The 18,122-nt window shown below is 36.2% G+C and carries 18 protein-coding genes; 17 read left to right on the top strand and 1 reads right to left on the bottom strand.

What is annotated here, in order from left to right; genetic code table 11:
* Positions 1–4: 4 nt before the first annotated feature.
* The 15 genes from rsmH (at position 5) to Q0E20_RS01600 (ending at position 15,533) form a co-directional block, all read left to right on the top strand.
* Positions 5–937 carry a 16S rRNA (cytosine(1402)-N(4))-methyltransferase RsmH gene (gene rsmH / locus Q0E20_RS01670; RefSeq protein WP_295995338.1) on the top strand — a complete coding sequence of 311 codons (933 nt, stop codon included), beginning with the start codon at positions 5–7 and terminating at the stop codon, positions 935–937.
* Between the two features lie 20 nt (positions 938–957).
* Positions 958–1,362: a cell division protein FtsL gene (gene ftsL, locus Q0E20_RS01665; protein ID WP_295995335.1), complete on the top strand. Its 405-nt coding sequence runs from the start codon at positions 958–960 to the stop codon at positions 1,360–1,362.
* Between the two features lie 58 nt (positions 1,363–1,420).
* Positions 1,421–2,905 (top strand): UDP-N-acetylmuramoyl-L-alanyl-D-glutamate--2,6-diaminopimelate ligase, encoded by a 1,485-nt coding sequence (locus tag Q0E20_RS01660; RefSeq protein ID WP_295995332.1) that lies wholly within the window; start codon positions 1,421–1,423, stop codon positions 2,903–2,905.
* 1 nt (position 2,906) lies between these two features.
* A complete protein-coding gene (gene murF, locus Q0E20_RS01655; protein ID WP_295995329.1) occupies positions 2,907–4,265 on the top strand; it encodes a UDP-N-acetylmuramoyl-tripeptide--D-alanyl-D-alanine ligase in 1,359 nt (452 codons plus the stop codon).
* Positions 4,266–4,325: 60 nt separating this feature from the next.
* Positions 4,326–5,312, top strand: a complete 987-nt coding sequence (gene mraY / locus Q0E20_RS01650) for a phospho-N-acetylmuramoyl-pentapeptide-transferase (RefSeq protein ID WP_295995327.1) — start codon at positions 4,326–4,328, stop codon at positions 5,310–5,312.
* A 127-nt stretch (positions 5,313–5,439) separates the two neighbouring features.
* The gene (gene murD, locus Q0E20_RS01645; RefSeq protein WP_295995325.1) at positions 5,440–6,804 is read left to right on the top strand and encodes a UDP-N-acetylmuramoyl-L-alanine--D-glutamate ligase; all 1,365 of its coding nucleotides are present in this window, start codon (positions 5,440–5,442) and stop codon (positions 6,802–6,804) included.
* A 4-nt stretch (positions 6,805–6,808) separates the two neighbouring features.
* A complete protein-coding gene (gene murG / locus Q0E20_RS01640) occupies positions 6,809–7,918 on the top strand; it encodes an undecaprenyldiphospho-muramoylpentapeptide beta-N-acetylglucosaminyltransferase (protein ID WP_295995323.1) in 1,110 nt (369 codons plus the stop codon).
* A 15-nt stretch (positions 7,919–7,933) separates the two neighbouring features.
* Positions 7,934–9,316 (top strand): UDP-N-acetylmuramate--L-alanine ligase, encoded by a 1,383-nt coding sequence (gene murC, locus Q0E20_RS01635; RefSeq protein WP_295995320.1) that lies wholly within the window; start codon positions 7,934–7,936, stop codon positions 9,314–9,316.
* Positions 9,313–10,245 (top strand): D-alanine--D-alanine ligase, encoded by a 933-nt coding sequence (locus tag Q0E20_RS01630; protein WP_295995318.1) that lies wholly within the window; start codon positions 9,313–9,315, stop codon positions 10,243–10,245. Before murC ends, Q0E20_RS01630 begins: the two co-directional genes overlap by 4 nt.
* A gap of 27 nt (positions 10,246–10,272) precedes the next feature.
* Positions 10,273–11,241 (top strand): cell division protein FtsQ/DivIB, encoded by a 969-nt coding sequence (locus Q0E20_RS01625; protein ID WP_295995315.1) that lies wholly within the window; start codon positions 10,273–10,275, stop codon positions 11,239–11,241.
* 29 nt (positions 11,242–11,270) lie between these two features.
* On the top strand, positions 11,271–11,951 hold the full coding sequence (locus Q0E20_RS01620) for a DUF881 domain-containing protein (protein ID WP_295995312.1): 681 nt from the start codon (positions 11,271–11,273) through the stop codon (positions 11,949–11,951).
* A complete protein-coding gene (locus tag Q0E20_RS01615; RefSeq protein WP_295995311.1) occupies positions 11,948–12,292 on the top strand; it encodes a small basic family protein in 345 nt (114 codons plus the stop codon). The genes Q0E20_RS01620 and Q0E20_RS01615 overlap by 4 nt, the downstream gene beginning before the upstream one ends.
* A gap of 146 nt (positions 12,293–12,438) precedes the next feature.
* Positions 12,439–13,479: a cell division protein FtsZ gene (gene ftsZ / locus Q0E20_RS01610; RefSeq protein WP_295995309.1), complete on the top strand. Its 1,041-nt coding sequence runs from the start codon at positions 12,439–12,441 to the stop codon at positions 13,477–13,479.
* Positions 13,480–13,555: 76 nt separating this feature from the next.
* On the top strand, positions 13,556–14,128 hold the full coding sequence (locus tag Q0E20_RS01605; protein ID WP_295995306.1) for a porin family protein: 573 nt from the start codon (positions 13,556–13,558) through the stop codon (positions 14,126–14,128).
* A 157-nt stretch (positions 14,129–14,285) separates the two neighbouring features.
* Complete coding sequence (locus Q0E20_RS01600; RefSeq protein WP_295995303.1) at positions 14,286–15,533, top strand: aminotransferase class I/II-fold pyridoxal phosphate-dependent enzyme; 1,248 nt, start codon at positions 14,286–14,288, stop codon at positions 15,531–15,533.
* A gap of 50 nt (positions 15,534–15,583) precedes the next feature.
* Here Q0E20_RS01600 and Q0E20_RS01595 read toward each other — a convergent pair whose 3' ends face one another.
* Positions 15,584–15,853: a DUF896 domain-containing protein gene (locus Q0E20_RS01595; protein ID WP_295995302.1), complete on the bottom strand. Its 270-nt coding sequence runs from the start codon at positions 15,851–15,853 to the stop codon at positions 15,584–15,586.
* Between the two features lie 123 nt (positions 15,854–15,976).
* Between Q0E20_RS01595 and nth the strand changes: the two genes are divergently transcribed.
* The gene (nth, locus tag Q0E20_RS01590) at positions 15,977–16,612 is read left to right on the top strand and encodes an endonuclease III (protein ID WP_295995299.1); all 636 of its coding nucleotides are present in this window, start codon (positions 15,977–15,979) and stop codon (positions 16,610–16,612) included.
* Position 16,613: 1 nt separating this feature from the next.
* The gene (locus Q0E20_RS01585) at positions 16,614–18,053 is read left to right on the top strand and encodes a hypothetical protein (protein ID WP_295995296.1); all 1,440 of its coding nucleotides are present in this window, start codon (positions 16,614–16,616) and stop codon (positions 18,051–18,053) included.
* Positions 18,054–18,122: the final 69 nt, after the last annotated feature.

The following is an 18,122-nucleotide window of genomic DNA, read 5'->3' as shown; positions in this document are numbered from 1 at the left end:
TATCGTGGAATTTAATCATGTCAGTGTGCTGTTGAATGAAACGGTAGATTCTGTTGTTACCAATCCTGATGGTATATATGTGGATTGCACCTTAGGGGGTGCGGGCCATGCTCATGCCGTTGGTGAACGATTGAGTTCAAAAGGTATGATTATTGGTTTAGATCAAGATGAAGATGCGTTAGCTGTAGCAAGACAGCGTTTATCTGATTTAACTTGTCATGTTATGACAATACCTACAAATTTTTCGAATTTAAAATGTGCTTTAGAAGAGCATGGTATTTATAAAGTAGATGGATTTATATTTGACTTGGGGGTTTCTAGCTACCAATTAGACACTCCTGAACGCGGTTTTTCATATATGAATGATGGACCTCTCGATATGCGTATGAATAAAGAGGCACCTATCACTGCAGAAATCGTCGTAAACGAATATAAACCTGATACATTGTTACAAATTATTCGCGATTACGGTGAAGAACGATGGGCTAAACGTATTGTTGAATTTATCGTGACTGCCCGTAATGAGAAGAGAATTACCACTACTGGTGAATTGGTGTCAATTATAAAGAAAGCTATACCGGCAAAAGCGAGACAAGATGGTCCACATCCTGCAAAACGTACATTTCAAGCAATACGCATTGAAGTAAATCGAGAACTTGCTATTTTGCATGATAGTTTTGTAGATGCTGTGAGTATGTTGAAGCCAAAGGGGAGAATTGGTGTCATTACATTCCATTCCTTAGAGGACCGCATCACAAAACAAACTTTTAAAGAGCTAAGTACATCTTGTATATGTCCACCTGAATTACCAGTTTGTGTGTGTCATCATAAGGCTATTATTAAGGCTAAAAATAAGGCGATTGAGCCTAGTGCAGGGGAAGTAGAATCAAATCCTCGTTCTAGGAGTGCAAAACTTAGAGTAGGGATTAAATTGTAGTATTGGAAGGGGTTATTTTAATGTTAGCGAGAAAGGCTGTTGTGGGCCAAGTTAAACGTGATGTGTTGATAGGTGTACAAGCAAAAAAGGCGAAAGCTAGTGTTGTTTTTGATATTAGTCCGTTAATGAAACAAATTATTCAAGGGATAGCAATTCTTGCTGGTTTTTTGATGATTATAATGGCTATGAATGCATATACAACAAAATTAGGCTATGAGGTAGTTAAAACACAACAAACTGTAGTACAATTAGCAAAGGATAATGATACACTTGATGTAGAGGTGGCATCTTTAAAATCTCCAGTACGCATTCAAAAAATTGCGGAAGAACAATTGGGGATGGTTTTGCCTGATTCTTTTGTGTATAGCACTAAAAGTACGACTTCAGAACGCAATGTACAATCGAAACAGCAAATTATAGATTAACAGGCAAAAGCAGCTCTTATGGGCTGCTTTAATTTGCGTATATAGAGGAGAATATGGTATGAAAACCTTAAAAGATATTATTAGTACAATAAATGTACAAAAAATAGAAGGAAATCAAAATGTATCTATTCAAGATATTACAGCTGATTCTAGAACGGTAAAACCTAATAGTTTATTTATTGCTCTTGATGGGGCTACAGTTGATGGTCATAATTATATTGATAAAGCGATTGCTGCTGGCGCTGTTGCGGTAATTGTTTCGAAGCCTGTAACTGTATCTAATGGTGTATGTGTGATTACCGTTACTGATACACGTCAAGCTATGATGGCGTGTGTGCCATATTTCTTTGATTACCCAGCTAATCGCATGCGCATGGTTGGTGTTACGGGAACAAATGGTAAGACGACCACGACACATATGATTCGTCATATTCTTAAAGCACAAGGCTTTAAGGTGGGCGTAATTGGTACGGTCCATATTATGATTGGTGATACTAGTTACCCAATTCATAATACGACACCAGATGTTGTTGATTTACAGCATATTTTGCATCAAATGGTTCAAGAAAATGTGGAATACTGTGTGATGGAAGTGTCTTCTCATGCGTTGGCACTCGGCCGTGTTAGTGGTGTTGAATTTGATACGGCAGTATTTACGAATTTGACTCAAGATCACTTGGATTTCCACAAAACATTTGAAAACTATTTGGCTGCTAAATGTAAACTATTTGAACAAGTTAGTGCACCTGATCAAGTTAAAGCTAATAAGGGTGCAGTTATCAATATTGATGATACTTATGGTCACCGTGTTATAGAAAAAACTACGGTATCAACAATTACCTATAGTACCTTAGGTAAGGGTACATTAAATGCATCGGATGTTCATATGTCTACTAAAATGAGTCAGTATACTGTGACCTATAATGGTGAAAGCTATCCTGTATCGATGAATACAACTGGCTTATTTAATGTGTATAATACATTGGCCGCTATTGGAGCTTGTTTACAAGAAGGTATCTCCATGAAAGCGATTGATACGGCATTAAAAACTTTTAGTTCCGTTCCTGGACGTTTTGAATTAATTGAGGCAGGTCAAGATTTTGCTGTTGTTGTTGACTATGCCCATACACCGGATGGTTTAGAAAATATTTTAAAAACGGCAAAAGCGATTAAAGAAAACCGTATCATACTTGTATTTGGTTGTGGTGGTGATCGGGATGCTACAAAACGACCAATTATGGGGCGTATTGCTGCAGAGTACGGGGATAAAATTTATGTAACATCTGATAATCCGCGTACCGAAGATCCGATACAAATCGTGAAAGATGTTGAAGCAGGGGTAAAAGAAGCGCTTCGTGATGGTACTTCTTATGAGGTGATTGTCGACCGTAGAGAGGCAATTAATCATGCAATTCATGATGCAAAAGCCGGTGATATTGTTATTATTGCTGGTAAGGGTCATGAAAATTATCAAATACTAAAAAATGAAACAATTCATTTTGATGACCGAGAAGAGGCTCGAAAAGCTCTTAAGGAGATCTAATATGGCAGAATTTACATTACAAGAAATAATTGATGCTACTAGTGGCACATGTAAGGGCGATGTAAGTTTACAATTTAAAGATATATCTACTGATACTCGCACGATTAAGGCTGGATATGTATTTGTAGCTTTGCGAGGCGATACATTTGATGGCCATGACTTTATTAAGACGGCCATTGAAAAAGGGGCAACGGCAGCAATTGTTGAAAAAGGACGCAGTGTAGAGGGCATCATCTGCATTGAAGTGGAGAATACGCTAAAGGCGTACCAAGACTTAGCAAACTTTCACAGACGACGTTTTCAAATTCCTGTTGTAGCTATTACGGGGTCATCAGGGAAGACAACAACAAAAGAAATGGTGGCCGCTGTTCTTAGCACAGAGCTTAATGTGTTAAAAACAGAAAAGAATTTTAATAATGAAATCGGTTTACCTAAAACATTATTGCAACTTTCACCAGAACACGAAGCCTGTGTCGTAGAAATGGGGATGCGTGGATTAGGTCAAATCGAAGAGTTAGCTCTCATTGCAGAACCAACTATTGGTATTATTACAAATGTAGGAACTAGTCATATTGAATTACTAGGATCTCAAGAAGCTATTGCACAAGCAAAGGGTGAATTGATTAAATGTTTAGGCCCCGAAAGTGTGGCAATTCTAAATGAAGACGACCATTTTGTAAAGTCTATGAGTTCTATTGCAAAAGGAAAAACTGTTACCTATGGTATATATAGCAATGCTACAGTCATAGGTAGTCATTTACGCTATAAAAAGGATGGCATTAAGTTTACATGTAAATGCTATGATGAAGTATTTGATGTATTTTTACCTATGATAGGCGAACATAATGTGTATGATGCGTTAGCTGCTATCGCTACAGGGCGAGTATTAGGTGTTAAATCTAGTAAAATAAAAAAAGGCCTTAGTGACTTTACAGGTACACCTATGCGTCAAGAAATTGTAGCTTTTGAAGATATTGTTATTCTTAATGATGCGTATAATGCAAATCCTTCTTCTATGAGTGAGTCTATCAAAGCATTGGGGCAATTAGAAGGTAAACGTAAGATTGCTATGCTCGGCGATATGCTTGAATTAGGTGATTTCACAGAGGAAGGTCATCGCCAAGTTGGAAGGCTATTAGCTGAAGAAGGTTATAGCGTTGTATTTACCTTTGGAGAAGCAGCTGGGTTTATTGCTAAAGAAGCGAAATTAGCAGGCGTAGAAGTTCATCGTTGTAATAGTCATCTTGAAATGGCAAATGCCTATAATGATATTCGTGAAAAAGGTGATGTTATTTTGGTAAAAGGTTCCAGAGGTCTTCGAATGGAACGTGTAGTAGAGGAATTAAAAGAACGTGAATGAGGTTATAACGGCTAGATTCATCTAGCCGTATTGGCCGTTATTAGAGAATAGGGGAGTAATATGATTTACCACATTCTATTAGCATTTATAGTGACATTTGTAATTACATTAGTATTGGGCAAGATAGGTATTCCTATGCTTAAATCGTTGCATGCTCAACAAAGTATACGTGAGGAAGGCCCTGAAAGCCATCAAGCTAAGGCTGGAACACCAACAATGGGTGGAGCATTTATGATGGTCGCACTTACAATTGGCGTGGCTATTTTTGCACCATGGAATGTGGCTACAGGTATGTTATTATTTCTTACACTTGGACATTGTTTGCTTGGTTTTTTTGATGACTTTGTTAAAGCCGTTAAAAAACGTAATCTTGGCTTAACAGCAAAGCAAAAATTGTTGGGTCAATTTATCCTAGCTGCGATATTCTGCTATTTTATTACTGAAATTATGGTTATTCCTACAACATTATGGATTCCTGTTGTAGATGCACATGTTCAATTGGGTTTTGCTTATTATGTTTTGGCGTTTTTGATCATTGTAGGTGCTACAAATGCCGTGAATTTAACTGATGGCCTTGATGGTTTAGCATCTGGTACATCTGCCGTAGCATCGATTGCTTTTTCTGTAATTGGTTTAATGATATATTCTACTGAAAGCTCTGTTGCCGCTGAAAGTGTAGCTTACTATGGAGCAATTGTAACTGCTGTATGTTTGGGATTTTTGGTATTCAATATCAATCCGGCAAAAGTTTTTATGGGAGATACAGGTTCTTTGGCACTTGGTGGTGCTTTTGCAGGTATGGCTATTTTGACTAAAACAGAATTATTACTAGTTGTGATTGGTGGTATTTTTGTAATGGAAGCTTTGTCTGTTATTATTCAAGTAATTTCTTTTAAAACCCGTGGTGTTCGAGTTTTTAAGATGAGTCCAATTCATCATCACTTTGAATTGTCTGGTTGGACTGAACAAACTGTGGTTAATCGTTTTTGGTTTGGTGGAGCGGTGCTAGCTGTTTTAGGCGTTATACTAGCAACAGTAACTATTTAATTGAAACTGTTTGTTTTAACAAATTAATAGTTAAGTACGTTAAAATACTTAACTTGAACGGCATTTAATGGTATTCTTATAAGATAAGATAAAAATTTTTCGTGCTTAGTATATTTAGGTGATATCAATGGATTATGGAGAGAAAAATATTCTTGTTCTTGGTGCCGGTTCTAGTGGAATTGGTGCGGCTTGGGTATTGGCGCAGTTGCATGCAAATGTAGTTTTAAATGATTATAAAACAGTAGAGCTTGAACCATCTACGCGTAAACGATTAGAAGATGCAGGTGTAACTATTATTACGGGTCGACAAGATAATAGTTTACTTGATGGTGTGGATCGTATTATCATTTCTCCGGGCATTGCATTATCTATTCCGATTGTACAAGAGGCATTACATCGTAAGATAGATGTAGTCAGTGAAGTGGAACTTGCTTATGATGTTTGTAAATCTCCTATTTTAGGTGTTACTGGTACCAATGGTAAAACTACGACTACGACTCTGTTAACTGAAGTTATGGAATCTACTGGCCTTCCTATAAAAGTAGGTGGAAACATTGGTGATTCTTTAAGTGAAGCTGCTTATCATATGCCAAAAGGTGGGTATTTAGTAGCTGAGTTATCAAGTTACCAATTGGAAACGATTAAGTCTTTTTGTCCATTAGGTGCCATTGTATTAAATGTTACGCCTGATCATTTGGCACGGCATAAAACAATGAAAAATTATGCGGCTGCTAAAGCACGTATTTTTATGAATCAAAAAAGTGATAATTTTGTTGTTCTTAATGATGATGATTCAATTGTAGCAGCTATGAAACATGATGCACATAGTAAAATTCTTAGCATCAGTCAGCATCATAAGGTAGAAAATGGCGCTTATTTCGAAGGGGATACTTGCTATGCCGTATTAGATGGTAAAGCGATTCCTATTATTGATACAGAACATATCCACATTAAGGGTTCTCATAATATTGAAAATATACTGGCTGTAATTGCCTTAACATATGCTTTAGGTGTAGATGTAGAGCATATTAAGCTTAGTATTGAAGGGTTTCATGGTGTAGAACATAGATTGGAACGGGTCACAACATTCCATGATGTTACTTTTTATAATGACTCCAAGGCTACTAATACTGACTCTGTAGTAAAAGCTTTAGATGCCTTTGATAAACCCGTTATTCTATTGGCTGGTGGCCATGATAAGATGACGCCTTTAGAAGACTTTATGAATATTGTAAAAGCACATACTAAAGAGGTCATTTTTATGGGGGAAGCAGCAAATCGATTTGAATCTGTTGCTGTAAAAATGGGCGTTCAAAATATTCATCGTGCACAGTCTATGAAAGAGGCCGTTGCATTAGGGTATCAATTAGCAAAGACTGGAGATATTGTATTACTTTCACCAGCATGTTCTAGCTTTGATTGGTATAGTTGCTTTGAAGAACGGGGCGAAGATTTTAAAAACTGTGTTAGAGAATTAGAGGAAAGGGGCTAAGGGCGTGAAACGAATCATCATTTCAGGCGGTGGCACGGGTGGTCATATTTACCCCGCTATTACGATTTATAAGGAAATCATGAAGCAGCAACCTGATGCACAGGTCCTCTATGTGGGTACAGAACATGGGCTAGAAGCTGATTTAGTACCAAAGGAACATATTGATTTTGTGACATTACCTGTACAGGGATTACAACGAAAACTTTCTCTAGGAACTTTGGTTACTATGGGGAAAACAGCATTTTCACTTATTAAGGCTAATTCAATCATTTCTGATTTTAAACCCGATGTTGTGATTGGTACTGGTGGCTATGTATGTGGGCCTATTTTAATGGCTGCTGCATTACGGAATATTCCTACATTAATTCAAGAGCAAAATGTTATTGCTGGTATTACGAACAAGATATTAAGTCGTTTTGTTGACATTGTTGCAGTTGGTTATAATGAGGCCGCTAAATCATTTGGCAAGGCAAAGCGTGTTGTATATACGGGAAATCCCGTACGCCCAGATGTGTTAGTAGATTCCCGTGAAGAGGGACGGCAACATTTTGGATTATCAGATGATATTTTTACGGTTCTTATTGCTGGTGGATCGCGCGGTGCTCGTACTATTAATACAGCCATGGTTGATGTACATAAACACTTTCAGGGTAAACCAGGTATTAAACTTATACATATTACTGGTAATGGTGAATATAAAACTGTATTACAACAATTAGGTATTGATGATGGAGATGGTTTGGGGAAATCATCGTTGATTTTGCCGTATTTACATGATATGCCAAAGGCTTTAGCAGCTACAGATTTAGCTGTGTTTAGATCGGGGGCTATTGGCCTTGCTGAATTGGCTGTACGTGGTATCCCGTCTATATTGGTGCCATATCCATATGCTGCAGAAGATCATCAAACGTATAATGCACGTATTTTTGTACAAGAAGGTGCGGCGCATATGATTGTGGATAAGGTTTTGACAAGTCATGATTTAATTAATGAAATCGAAATGTTTATGGCAAATCGTGATCTATTGGCTCAAATGGGAGCTAGTGCACTATGTTTAGGCAAGCCAAATGCAGCACATGATATTGCTGAATTAGCACTGTCTATTGCGAAATAGTTAAGGAGAGTTATTATGTTAGAAGGTATCCATAAAATCCATCTTATTGGTATTGGTGGATCTGGTATGCGCGCTATTGCGAATATTTTAATTCAAAAAGGATATGAAGTATCTGGCTCTGATGTAAAAGAATCTGATGTGATTGAGCGATTCAGACAAATGGGAGCTACTGTTCATATAGGGCATAATGCTGATTATGTACAAGGTGTAGATGCTGTAGTTCGTTCTACTGCGATTCGTGAAGATAATCCAGAAATCGTAGCGGCAAAAGAACAAGGTATTACTATCCTACACCGTTCTGATATTGTAAAAGCCGTATTGGATGTAACAAATGGTATTGCAGTAGCTGGTGCTCATGGTAAAACATCTACTACATCGATGATTGGTCAAATTCTTGTAGAGGGAGGAATGGATCCAACCGTTATTATTGGTGGTGAAGTTGATTACTTAAAAGGTAGTAGTTGTTTAGGCAAGGGTGAGTATTCTGTCGTAGAAGCTGATGAAAGTGATGGTTCTTTCTTAAAATTAAGACCTAAAACAATTGTTATCACTAATATTGAAGATGATCATATGGATCACTATAAGACGATGGAAAATCTATTGAATGCATTTTGCCAATTTGTGGAAACATTACCAATGGATGGAAAAGCCGTTGTATGTGGTGATAATAGCAATATTCGCTATGTTATGGGTAAAGTAAATCGTCAATTTATCACATATGGTTTAGAAGAAACTAATGATTATGTAGCGAAGAATATTCATTATGAAGATAGCTCTTTAGTGTATGATGTAACTCATAAAGGGGCCAACTTGGGGCGTGTATCTTTGCGAGTGCCAGGTAATCACAATGTGTTAAATTCTTTAGCATCCTTTATTGTGGCGCATGAATGTTGTCAAGTTCCAGCTACAACAGTTGTGAAAGCTCTTGGTAAATTTATCGGTGCTAAACGTCGTTTTGAAACAAAAGGCCATGTAGCTGGTGTATGGGTTGTAGATGATTATGCCCATCATCCTACGGAAATTAAGGCAACATTAAAAGCTGCTAAAGAACTTGAAAAACATCGTGTTATTTGTGTATTTCAACCACATCGTTATTCCCGTACATCTTTGTTGAAAGATGAGTTTGCCACTGCTTTCGTCAGTGCAGATGAAATTTATATGACAGATATTTATAGTTCTGGAGAAGATCCTATTAACGGTATAGATGGACATACAATTCCTAATATTATAAGCGAAGTAACTCATCAACATGTAAATTATGTAGAAGATGTAAATGATTTGCCAGCGGTTCTTGCTAAAGTAGTGCGACCTAATGATTTGGTTATTACTATGGGAGCGGGGTCTATTAATCAGTATGGTCCAAAATTATTAGCATTATTGGAAGAAGGTTTACAATGAAAGATAAACATATCATCGTATTAATGGGAGGACCATCTGCTGAGGCTGAAGTGTCTCGTAGAACTGGTGCAGCTATTGCAGAGGCCTTAATTACTAAAGGATATCACGTTTCTACATTAGAGTTGAATCCTCGAACTGTATTGCAAGATATAGAAAATCTTAAGGGTGATGTTGTATTTAATGCAATTCATGGACGATATGGTGAAGACGGTGCTTTGCAAGGATTGTTAGAAATGGCTGAAATTCCATATACTGGTTCTGGTATTATGGCACATTCAGTAGGAATGAATAAAAAAGTAAGTAAAGATGTGTTTAAAGGTGCACAGATTCCAACTGCAGAAGCTGTTTCATATAATGGGAATTTACAGTCCAAAGAAGATATTATTAAGGATATCGAAGCAAAATTCTCTTTGCCAGTTGTTTTGAAACCAGCCACACAAGGATCTAGTATTGGCGTTACCATCGTAAAAGAACAAGGTCAATTGGCTAAGGCTGTCACTGAAGCACTTACGTATGACCCAATCCTTGTGGTTGAACAATACTTAAATGGTCGTGAGTTTACTGTTTCTGTATTAGATGGTAAAGCATTAGCTATTATCGAAATTAGACCTCATTCTGGTGAATATGATTACACTAGTAAGTATACCGCTGGTGCTACTGATTATTTAGTACCGGCACCAATTAGTGACACTATGACAAAAGAAATGCAAGCTATTGGTGAGCTCGTTTACCGTGAAGTACAAGCAAGTGGTGCTATTCGTGTAGATGTTATGACTGATGATAAAGATAATATGTATGTATTGGAATATAATACGATTCCAGGAATGACAGCTACATCTTTGGTGCCAAAAGCAGCAAGAGAAGTGGGCATAGATTTTCCTGAATTATGTGAGAAAATTCTATTAACAGCAGGCTATGGGAAGTTTTAAATGCTGTAATATGTAAGGAGTGTAGTTATGGATGATTTTAAACAACATCCACCCGATTCAAAGAAAAAGGATTCGGCTCAGTTTAGGCCTTCATTTCTTCATGATGAATCGGAGGTAATTCATAAAGATGACCAAGATACAGTCCATAATAGTAATAGAGAACTAATTCATAAACGTGAAAGAGAAAAAGCGGAGGTTAGAAAAAAGTTACTAAAAATAGGTGGTGTTGTAGCCATTGTATTGTTAGGGTTATTTAATCTACCGATTCCACTGGGGTCTATTAAAATTGTGGGTTCTGATAAGGTCACGGTACAAGATGTAGAGGTAGCTGGTGATATTGGGGAACCAGTTAATGTACTTCGTATTAATAGAGAGAATTTACGGCATCGATTATCAAAAGATCTTAGAATTGAGGATGCTCAAATAAGTTATGAATTGCCATTAACAATGGTTATTCGAGTGGTTGAGCGTAAAGCTATTGCAGTCATACCTGCTCAATTTGGTTATTTAACACTAGATAAAAATGGGCAAGTAATTGCATCTGATAATGTTATCGAAGATACTACGGTACCGATGATTTCAGGTGTTAAAGGCGGTAATATACTGTTAGGTGATTTGGTTACTGATAAGCTGATTGTTCAGGCTCTTGATTATTTGCGTGCTTTAGATGATGATACATTTAAGCAAATTGCAGAGATTAATATTGGTGACCCTAATAATATGTTGGCCTATACTGTTTCTGGAGTACAGATTCGATTAGGCAATGGCGAAGATTTGAAGAATAAAGCTGAGTTAACAGCATCTATGTTAAAAGATTTATCCAAAAGTCAAGGTAATGTTCAATATATAGATGTTAATCCTTCATCACCTTTTATTAAGACTGATAAGATAACGATACAGCCAAAATCTAATAAATCTAAGTCAGACACTAGCCAATCTGAAAAGAAAGATACATCAAAACAAAGTACTAATGTGTCGAAATCAAAACAAGATTAATTATAGGCACAAAAAAGGTGGATGATGTTGTGAAACATGAGCGATGGGCTATTGGTCTTGTTAGTTTTATATTGGGATTCATGGTTATTACTCAATATAAGATGACACAAGACAATATTGAAGAAAACATACGGTTACAACGTACTGGTGACTTGGTAGCTCAATTAAAGGATGCAGAACATGAAAAAGATGCTTTGCTAAATCAAATTGAGCAATTAAAGGCTAGTGGTTCAGGAGGAAGTGCAGATGAAATATTACTTCGAAAGGCTGCATTAACTAATGTAAAGGGGCCAGGCGTAACCGTTTTGATAGAAGATAGTTCTAAACCGATTCAAGGTGGAGAAAATCCTAATTTATATGTAATTCATGATGAAGATATTTTACGTATTGTTAATGAATTACGTGCTGGTGGGGCCGAAGCTTTGGCTATAAATGATCAACGTTTGATAGGCACTTCTGAAATTCGTTGTTCTGGTCCGACCATTACCGTTAATGGTAAAGTGTATGGGGCGCCATTTACAGTTAAAGCTATAGGAGATCCTAAAACATTAAACTCAGCTCTTACTATGCGTGGTGGCATTGTAGATTCTTTGAAACATTGGGGAATTAAGGTGACCATAAAAGAAGAAGAATCAATAGCTATTCCAGCTTTTACAGGTTCGTATAGAGAAGAGCATTTACAATCAAATGAGTTAGGAGGTAAAGAATGAATATCTATGTCTTTGCTGTTGTGGGACTCATAGTTGGTGTTGTTGTAGGTTGGGTTACTCCATTACATATACCTGCAAGCTATGCTAATTATACTTCTGTAGCTGTATTAGCTGCACTGGATGCTGTATTCGGTGGTAGTCGTGCCGCATTAGAGAGAACTTTTGATTTAAGTAATTTTATTACCGGCTTTTTTTCTAATGTAATACTTGCTGTCTTATTAGTTTATATCGGTGATTTAATCGGAATTAATTTGTACTATGTTGCCTTAATTGGTTTTGGGTTACGTGTATTTATTAATTTAGCTGCTATTCGAAAAAATATTATGACTAAACGATTTTAATTATTATGTTTCGATTATAGTTGTAGTGGAAAGTTTTTAATTTTTAGTGTAAAATAAATGTAATTGTTATAATTAACTCAGTATATAAATAGACGCATTCGAATTTATATTGACAAAAATAGATAACGATAAGAGGAGGAAGTTCAATGTCTGATTTTGCAAATATTAAAGTTATCGGTGTAGGTGGCGGCGGTAACAACGCTGTTAACCGTATGGTTGAAAGTGAACTTAAAGGGGTTCAGTTCTTAGCCGTTAACACTGAAAGCCAAGTGCTTGAATTATCTAAGGCTGATGTAACTATTCAAATCGGTGAAAAAGTTACTAAAGGTCTAGGTGCTGGCGCCAATCCACAAATTGGTGAAGCAGCTGCTCAAGAAAGCCGTGAAGATATCATTAAAGCTCTTGAAGGTGCTGATATGGTATTCGTAACTGCTGGTATGGGTGGTGGTACTGGTACTGGTGCTGCTCCTGTAGTGGCTGAATGTGCTAAAGAAGTTGGTGCATTAACTGTAGGTGTTGTAACAAAACCTTTTGCATTTGAAGGTAAACGTCGCCGTGCTTCTGCAGAAAAAGGTATTGAATTTTTAACTCAAAAAGTAGATACAATTATTGTTATCCCTAATGATAAATTGTTACAAGTTGTTGATAAAAAATGTTCCTTATCTGATGCATTTGGCAAAGCTGATGATGTTCTTCGCCAAGGTATCAAAGGCATTTCTGATTTGATTCAAATTCCTGGTTTAATTAATCTTGACTTTGCAGACGTAAAAACTATCATGACTGAACAAGGTGAAGCATTGATGGGTATTGGCTTGGCAACAGGTGAAAACCGTGCTGCAGATGCTGCTAAAATGGCTATTAACAGTCCATTGTTGGAAACTTCTATTGATGGTGCTAAAGGTATTTTGCTCAATATTTCTGGTAGTACTAATTTAAGCTTGTTTGAAATTAACGAAGCGGCTGAAATTATTTCTGATGCAGCAGATCCTGATGCAAATATTATCTTTGGTTCTGTTATTGATGAAAGCTTGGGCGATAGCGTTCAAGTTACAGTTGTTGCAACTGGTTTCAACTCTAGTACTAAAAATGTACCAGAATTTGGTAAAACAAATACTGCTGCTCGTCCTGCAAGTACATCTGCTCCAACAAGTGGTATCCCTGATATTCCTGTATTCATGAAACGCTAATATTATATATATATACTTATAATGTTAAAATAGTAACTTATTAAGACACATATATATGTGTGTATAGGAGGTACCAATGAAAAAATTAGTATTATTATCTTTAGCTGCAACAGTGATTACTGGTAGTGCATTTGCTGCATCTGTACCAGTAACTAAAATCAGTGATAATTCCACAAAAGTACAAGCTGATTATGCGTTTAATCAACGTGTATCTAATAGTGGTGGCACTAACAACGATGGTTTTGGTGTATCTTTAGAACATGATTTAAGTAATAAATCTGCTCTTCAATATTCTTATAATAAAGTAAATGCTAAAAATGGTGATATTAAAGATCATCAATTAGCATATGTTTATAAAGTACATCCTAATATTAATCTATATGGTGCTGGTACAGCTATCCGTACTCATGATACTAATTTAGGTGTTCAAGCTGGTGTGATTGGCCATGTGCCATTGACTGATAAAGTTAACGGCTATGCAAAAGCTGGTTGGGGTAATGATATTAAACAATCATATCAAGTGGGTGCTCAATACGAAGTAAAACCTAATATTGACTTGAATGTTTACTATGGTTACGATAAATATAGCGTAAATGAAAATGATAAAACTTCTAAAGGCTTACATGCTGGTGTAGGTTACACATTCTAATCGTTATACATATAATGGAGACCACTCATCTAAGATGAGTGGTTTTTTTGTATAAATTCATGTATACAATATTTTTCATGAATACTCATTGTCTAAATGCTTAACTTTAGGTATGATAATGTAGTAATAGTTCTTTTTAGTTAGGATGGTGTATGCGATGACAAGTGTAGCAGCGAAACACGCAAGAGGAAAAAAATTAAAAGATGTAATCTTTGTGACAGCAGGGCAAGCGGCAGAAGATACAAAATTAACTGGTCGTGAAAATGTTATAAATGGTACACTAGGTGCTATTTATGATGAAGATGGTAATTTAGTATTCTTAAAGACTGTGAAAGAGGAATATTTAAACTTATCTGATACAGAACATATTGGCTATGCTCCTATTGCAGGTATTCCAGAATATTTAGACTGTGCTGAAAAAGAATGTTTTGGAAACTCTCGTCCTGATGGATTTATCCGAAGTATTGCTACCACTGGTGGTACAGGTGGTATTCACCATTTAGTGCATAACTATACTGAACCTGGCGATGAAGTATTAACTGCAGATTGGTACTGGGGTGCATATCGTATTATTTGTAGTGATAATGGTCGCACATTAGTTACTTATTCTTTATTTGACGAACATAACAACTTTAATCATGATGCATTTCAACATCGTGTTAAAGAATTAGCTGCTAAACAAACAAATATTGTTATTCTATTTAATACACCAGGAAATAATCCTACTGGTTATTCTGTGGAGGATAAAGATTGGGACTCGATTCTTAATTTCTTGAAAGAATTAGTTGCTATTGGTCGTAATAACGTTATCATCGGTGTTGATGTAGCTTATTTAGATTATTCGGGTGAGAAAGAAGAAGTCCGTTCATTCTTTAAAAAGATGGGACATTTACCAAAGGAAATTCTAGTTTGTGTATGTTATAGCTTATCTAAAGGCTTTACAATGTATGGTCAACGTGTAGGTGCTATGATTGGTATTTCTTCAGATGAAGAGATTGCAGATGAATTTTTAGAAGTAAATAAATCAACTAGTCGTGCAACATGGTCCAATATTTGTCGTCCTGCAATGTGTGCTATGGCTAATATCGTATCTAATCCTGATAAATTTAAGGCTTATGAGGATGAACGCAATTGCTATTATCAATTGATTCGTGATCGTGCAGATATATTTAAACAAGAAGCTGCACAAGTAGGGTTACCTATGTTACCATATCGTGGTGGATTCTTTATTACGATACCAACTGATTCTGGTACTGCTATTTGCGAAGAATTAAAGAAAGAGCATATTTATTGTATTGCTTTAGGCAATGGAATTCGTGTTGCTGCATGTGGTATTCCTAAATTTCAAATGAAGGGATTAGCAGAAAAAATTTATAATGCTATGAAGCGATTAGGAAAATTATAAATTGATAAACGTAAAAAAGGCACTTCAAAAATTTGAAGTGCCTTTTAGTATTAGTGAATGTCTTTATGTTCTTTTATATCGTTATCTGCCTTTAAGGCTAAGTTTTCAAGTGCTTTTTTAGGTGCTGTTCGTTCACCTGTTTTAGGATCAACAAATTCAACGCGATCTAAGGTGTCTGTGATTTGTCCTTTTATAAACCCTAAGTAGATATTATATAATTCTTTTTTTTCGGCCAGTTCTTCTGGTGTTAGTTGTTGACCTGATTTTTTCTTCGCAGCCAATTCATTTATCCGTTTTAATGTATCGTTAATATTACTCATAGTTGCCTCCTGTATTCTATATCAGAATAACATGATTTATTATAACATAGAACTTAATGAATACGTATGGTAAGATATAAATTGTACGAGTTTGTACTTTCACAAGTGAGAAAGGAGTCTATCGTGCGTGTTACAAAAGCAATTAAAGCAGAACAATTGGCATTATTAGAAGAACATTATATTGATGCTAAACCTGCTCTTGAATACACAAATGAATTTGAATTATTAGTGGCTGTTGTGTTATCTGCACAGTGCACAGATGAAAGGGTTAACATTGTTACAAAACGATTGTTTCCAGCATTAAATCAGCCGGCTAAAATGCTAGAGATTGGTGTTACAAAACTAGAAACTCTTATTAAGGATTGTGGTTTGTATAAATCAAAGGCAAAGAATTTGATTGCTACTTGTCATATATTGGTAGAACAATATCATGGAGAAGTGCCACGTGAATTTGATCAGCTTGTCGAATTACCCGGTGTAGGTCGAAAAACGGCAAACGTTGTGGTATCCGTATTATTCGGAACACCGGCTATTGCGGTAGATACACATGTGTTCCGCGTAGCAAACCGATTGAAATTAGGTATTGCAAAGACGCCAGAAGAAATGGAACAAAAATTACAAAAGGCTATACCAAAAGAGAAGTGGTCTGCAGCTCATCATTGGCTGATTTATCACGGACGACGGGTCTGCAAAGCTCGTAAGCCTCTATGTGAAACTTGTTTTTTACATCATCTTTGTCCGTCAGCAGGAAAGGTTTAATATGAAAAAGAATAATGAAGAACTAATTGCCCTTTATGCTCAATATGGCATAGAAGGTATTGATATCGTTAACGAATTAATGCGTTTTAAAGTATTAGATCAATTGCTCTCTAGCAATGCAAATTCTCGTGAATGGGGTGTTACACCAGAGGACCTATATGGATTATCTGAGAAATCTACAGTTGAATCCTTTGGACCTATTCCATATGATGTAAATACATTTCGTGCATTGTATGGCCCTTCATTTACGGTAGAACTCTTTGATTTTATTAGTGATACTGGAATTCTAGATGGTCTTGATGTAGGAACTATATGGGAAACTCCTGTTCGTGAAAGTATAGAAAGTCATAGTAAAACAGGAGAGCTCGTCTTATATGCGTATGTAGAAGAATACGCTGGCATGATAGATGAAATTTTACAATCTTATGAGGATAAAAAGGTTGTCCTCTATACAGCATCGCCTGTATGTTATAGCATTATTTCTCGATTGTATCCAATGGCTCAAATTATTAATCAATGGCCTCATCGTAGCTATTTTGATCATATCTTTACAGGTACAGTAGGGATGTTTCAAGCTTCTGAGGATATCGTAGAAGAGGTAGCCAATGGATTACATAATTTGGTTCCGGAAGGGACGGCTCAATTATTCTTACCAGCAACGATGGCACAAAATCAGTTGGGGTTGAATAATATGGCATTACAATTTTTCTTGAATCAAAAACGTGTAGAGTCTATTCGTGAATGGACTCCATTAGGTGCTTATGAAATTATTTATGGCAAATATGATGTTAAAAAGATGCGTGTAGGCCTTCGTGAACAGGTAGGTGATGAATGGAAATTTATTAATTATATTCCATTACCTCATGGCGTATTTGCTCAATTACCGGTATTTACTGTACTAAATTATGGATTGTCTTTACGCTCCATTTTGTTACCTGGTAGTCAAACTGATGTAGCCTTGGGTCAAGATGGCATTTATTGCATTGATAGTCGTGTATCAGAATTAGGTAGAAATGCACTTTATGAAAATGGTGCTTATTACTTAACTTTCATACGTTATAATAATCATGTAGATGTGTCTATGGGAACAGAATTACCTAATACTGGGGTATATTGGATGTTCCCTGATGCTGAGTTGGCTTATATGTGGTATACATATTTCTCTAGCACGATTGGACAAACTTTAATACAAGAGATTTCTATGCTTGTTCAAACGGAAGAGTCTTTTGGATATATGCTTAGTAGTGTGCGTCGTCGTGTACTTGATGTAAAGGATGAGTCGTTGCTAGTTAATGCTGTTAAAAACATAGACGAAGCCTATCAAGAAACTATCAAATCGGCACGAGAATCTTGGCAGAAAAATATGAATTCGTTGGGGGCTGATGTGATGCCACCAACTACATCTATTGATATTGAAGATTACAGCGATTATAAAAAATAATTGTCAATATATGTAATTTAGTTTACAATATATCGTATCCATTTAGAATAAAGTAAATATATTTTACAT

The organism is uncultured Veillonella sp., from assembly GCF_934230905.1.
Classification (GTDB): Bacteria; Bacillota; Negativicutes; order Veillonellales; family Veillonellaceae; genus Veillonella.
The sequence above is the reverse complement of the archived record's forward strand: the minus strand, read 5'-3'. Positions and strand labels throughout refer to the sequence as shown.

What these genes read in the sequence shown, in the direction of transcription:
- mraY (WP_295995327.1), top strand. Translation starts at nt 4,326, where the DNA reads ATGATTTACCACATTCTATTAGCATTTATAGTGACATTTGTAATTACA.
- murF (WP_295995329.1), top strand. Translation starts at nt 2,907, where the DNA reads ATGGCAGAATTTACATTACAAGAAATAATTGATGCTACTAGTGGCACA.
- Q0E20_RS01595 (WP_295995302.1), bottom strand. Translation starts at nt 15,853, where the DNA reads ATGAGTAATATTAACGATACATTAAAACGGATAAATGAATTGGCTGCG.
- Q0E20_RS01630 (WP_295995318.1), top strand. Translation starts at nt 9,313, where the DNA reads ATGAAAGATAAACATATCATCGTATTAATGGGAGGACCATCTGCTGAG.
- murC (WP_295995320.1), top strand. Translation starts at nt 7,934, where the DNA reads ATGTTAGAAGGTATCCATAAAATCCATCTTATTGGTATTGGTGGATCT.
- Q0E20_RS01585 (WP_295995296.1), top strand. Translation starts at nt 16,614, where the DNA reads ATGAAAAAGAATAATGAAGAACTAATTGCCCTTTATGCTCAATATGGC.
- ftsZ (WP_295995309.1), top strand. Translation starts at nt 12,439, where the DNA reads ATGTCTGATTTTGCAAATATTAAAGTTATCGGTGTAGGTGGCGGCGGT.
- Q0E20_RS01600 (WP_295995303.1), top strand. Translation starts at nt 14,286, where the DNA reads ATGACAAGTGTAGCAGCGAAACACGCAAGAGGAAAAAAATTAAAAGAT.
- Q0E20_RS01660 (WP_295995332.1), top strand. Translation starts at nt 1,421, where the DNA reads ATGAAAACCTTAAAAGATATTATTAGTACAATAAATGTACAAAAAATA.
- Q0E20_RS01605 (WP_295995306.1), top strand. Translation starts at nt 13,556, where the DNA reads ATGAAAAAATTAGTATTATTATCTTTAGCTGCAACAGTGATTACTGGT.
- ftsL (WP_295995335.1), top strand. Translation starts at nt 958, where the DNA reads ATGTTAGCGAGAAAGGCTGTTGTGGGCCAAGTTAAACGTGATGTGTTG.
- murD (WP_295995325.1), top strand. Translation starts at nt 5,440, where the DNA reads ATGGATTATGGAGAGAAAAATATTCTTGTTCTTGGTGCCGGTTCTAGT.
- Q0E20_RS01615 (WP_295995311.1), top strand. Translation starts at nt 11,948, where the DNA reads ATGAATATCTATGTCTTTGCTGTTGTGGGACTCATAGTTGGTGTTGTT.
- Q0E20_RS01625 (WP_295995315.1), top strand. Translation starts at nt 10,273, where the DNA reads ATGGATGATTTTAAACAACATCCACCCGATTCAAAGAAAAAGGATTCG.